Here is a 2,347-nt window from a genome sequence, read left to right on the forward strand (position 1 = left end):
CGCAGGACACCCGACCGGTCGCCGGGTCCCACCGCGACCGGCCCGCCGCGGCCCGGCCGACGCCCACCCCAGCGCAGCCGGGCACGCCGGCCCCGCGCGCTCCGCGTCCCGACACGTCCGCCGAGGAGCTCACGGTCAGCCTGGACACCCAGCCGACCGTCAGGATGGACCCCGACCACACCGAGACCAGCGTCCTCCCCCGCACCCCCGGCACCGACCGGCCCACGGACCCGGGACGACGCGAGCCCCCGAGGAGCCGCCCGTGAGCCCGACCCGAGTCTTCCTCGCCGACGACCAGTCCCTGGTCCGCGGCGGGTTCCGGATGCTGATCGAGGCCGAGGACGACATGGCGGTGGTCGGCGAGGCCTCCGACGGCGCCTCGGCCGTCCGCTCGCTGGCCAACCGTCCCGCCGACGTGGTGCTGATGGACATCCGGATGCCGGTGATGGACGGTGTCGAGGCCACCCACCGGCTGGTGCACTCGGGCAACCCGACCAAGGTGCTGGTGCTCACCACCTTCGACCTCGACGAGTACGTCTTCGCCGCGCTCAAGGCCGGCGCCAGCGGGTTCCTGCTCAAGGACGCCCGGCCCGAGGAGCTGCTCGCCGCCATCCGCGACGTGGCCGCCGGGGACGCCGTGATGTCGCCGAGCGTGACCCGCCGGCTGCTCGAGCACGTGGTGCCCACGCTGCCCTCCTCGCCCACCGACAAGGGCCCCGACCCGCGGCTCGGCGTGCTCACCGACCGCGAGCAGGAGGTGCTGGTCGAGATCGCCCGCGGCGCCACCAACAGCGAGATCGCCCGCACCCTCTACATGGCCGAGGGGACGGTCAAGACCCACATCGGACGGCTGCTGGCCAAGCTGGAGATCCGCGACCGGGTCGGGCTGGTGCTGTTCGCCTTCGAGACGCGGCTCGTCGAGCTCTGACGGCGCGGCGCGCTCAGGCGCCGACCGGTCCGCCCGTCAGTGCTCGACGATCTGCAGGGCGCCGGACGGGCAGCGCCCGACCACCTCGCGCAGCTGCTGCGCAGACGCGTCCGTGGCGGCGACCGCCGGGTCGATCCAGGGCCGGGCCGCGACGTCGAACACCTCCGGCATGCCGCGGACGCACTCGGCGGCATGACGGCAGACCTCGCCGTCGAACGACACGTCCAGCACCGGGCCGGTGTACACCTTCGCGGCCATGGTCAGTCCTTCGCCGTCGTCGCGGGCACGCCGTAGACCAGCGGGGCGTAGTCGCGGTGCCGGCCGATCCAGCCCTTGATGAACGGGCACAGCGGCAGCACCCGGTGGGTGCCCGTGTCGCGGACGTCGTCGAGGGCGAAGCGGGCGATCGCCGAGCCGACGCCGTGGCCCTCGAAGCGGGGATCGACCTCGGTGTGGGTGAAGACGAGGAGCTCGTCGGTGCGGATGTACTCCGCGAACCCGGCGACCTCGTCGTCGATGCGGGCCTCGTAGCGCTGCTGCTCGGGACGGTGCTGCACGTCGATGGTGCTCATCTGCTCTCCTCGACCGGTGGGCGACAGGCACCAGCCTCCCACCCGATACGTGAATGTTCAACCATCGTAGGCTCATCCCGTGGCAGAGGACCCGTGGCTGACCGAGGACGAGATGGCGACCTGGCGCGCCCTCGACCGCGTCCTCACCCGGCTGCCCCGCGCCCTGGAGGCCCAGCTCGAGCGCGACGCCGGCCTCGGCTACATGGAGTACTACGTGCTGGCCGGGCTGTCGGACCAGCCCGGGCACACCATCCGGATCAGCCGGCTCGCCGAGCTGGCGCACTGCGAGCTGTCCCGGCTGTCCCACCTGATCAGCCGGCTGGAGCGCCGCGGTCTGGTCCGCCGCGAGCCCGACCCCGACGACCGCCGCTCCACCCGGGCCGTCCTCACCGAGGAGGGGTACCGGCTGCTGGTGGCGGTGGCCCCGGCCCACGTCGCCCTGGTGCGGCGTCTCGTCTTCGACGACCTCTCCCCCACCGGGCAGCGCACGCTGCGGGAGGCGGCCAACCGGATCGTCACCCGGCTCGACGAGGCGGGGGCCTGAGCCGCCGGCCCACCGGGGCGACCACCTCGGCCGCCGTGGAGCGGACCGCCACCGAGGTCAGCCGCGGCGGCAGGCGTCCGGCCATCGCGACCATGGCCGTCAGCGTGCCACGGGGGTCGTCCCAGGCCGACAGGTAGCTGCGCTGCAACGCCACCGGGAGGGCGAAGAAGGCGTCGAAGAAGCGGACGGTGCCCGCGGCGTCCAGCCCGAGCAGGGTGCGCAGCCCGGCCTGCCGCAGCCGGCGGGTGGCCTGGGCGGCCGGCGTCCACAGCGCCCGTCGCGGGTCACGGCCGGCGCGCACCG

The 2,347-nt window shown here is 74.3% G+C and carries 5 protein-coding genes and 1 pseudogene; 3 read left to right on the forward strand and 3 right to left on the reverse strand.

Translation table 11 applies throughout. The annotated features are described in order from the left end of the window. Positions 1 to 266: pseudogene (locus DVA66_RS21790) on the forward strand (hypothetical protein); the annotation flags it as partial. Continuing rightward, positions 263 to 928 carry a response regulator gene (locus tag DVA66_RS19465; RefSeq protein ID WP_114561471.1) on the forward strand — a complete coding sequence of 222 codons (666 nt, stop codon included), beginning with the start codon at positions 263 to 265 and terminating at the stop codon, positions 926 to 928. The pseudogene DVA66_RS21790 and the gene DVA66_RS19465, both read left to right, overlap by 4 nt. 36 nt (positions 929 to 964) lie before the next feature. Here DVA66_RS19465 and DVA66_RS19470 read toward each other — a convergent pair whose 3' ends face one another. Together DVA66_RS19470 and DVA66_RS19475 are read right to left on the reverse strand one after the other, a co-directional pair. After that, on the reverse strand, positions 965 to 1,186 hold the full coding sequence (locus DVA66_RS19470) for a (4Fe-4S)-binding protein (protein ID WP_114561472.1): 222 nt from the start codon (positions 1,184 to 1,186) through the stop codon (positions 965 to 967). 2 nt (positions 1,187 to 1,188) lie between these two features. Beyond that, on the reverse strand, positions 1,189 to 1,500 hold the full coding sequence (locus DVA66_RS19475) for a GNAT family N-acetyltransferase (RefSeq protein WP_114561473.1): 312 nt from the start codon (positions 1,498 to 1,500) through the stop codon (positions 1,189 to 1,191). A gap of 79 nt (positions 1,501 to 1,579) precedes the next feature. Here DVA66_RS19475 and DVA66_RS19480 point away from each other — a divergent pair, with 79 nt between their 5' ends. Continuing rightward, entirely contained in the window at positions 1,580 to 2,044 is a 465-nt protein-coding gene (locus tag DVA66_RS19480) for a MarR family winged helix-turn-helix transcriptional regulator (protein WP_198671969.1), read from the forward strand. Here DVA66_RS19480 and DVA66_RS19485 read toward each other — a convergent pair. Next, positions 2,016 to 2,347, reverse strand: a 332-nt coding sequence (locus tag DVA66_RS19485) for a hypothetical protein (RefSeq protein ID WP_456297822.1), incomplete at its 5' end; no start/stop codon positions are given. The genes DVA66_RS19480 and DVA66_RS19485 overlap by 29 nt on opposite strands.

The organism is Desertihabitans aurantiacus, from assembly GCF_003344635.1.
GTDB classification, from domain to species: Bacteria; Actinomycetota; Actinomycetes; order Propionibacteriales; family Propionibacteriaceae; genus Desertihabitans; species Desertihabitans aurantiacus.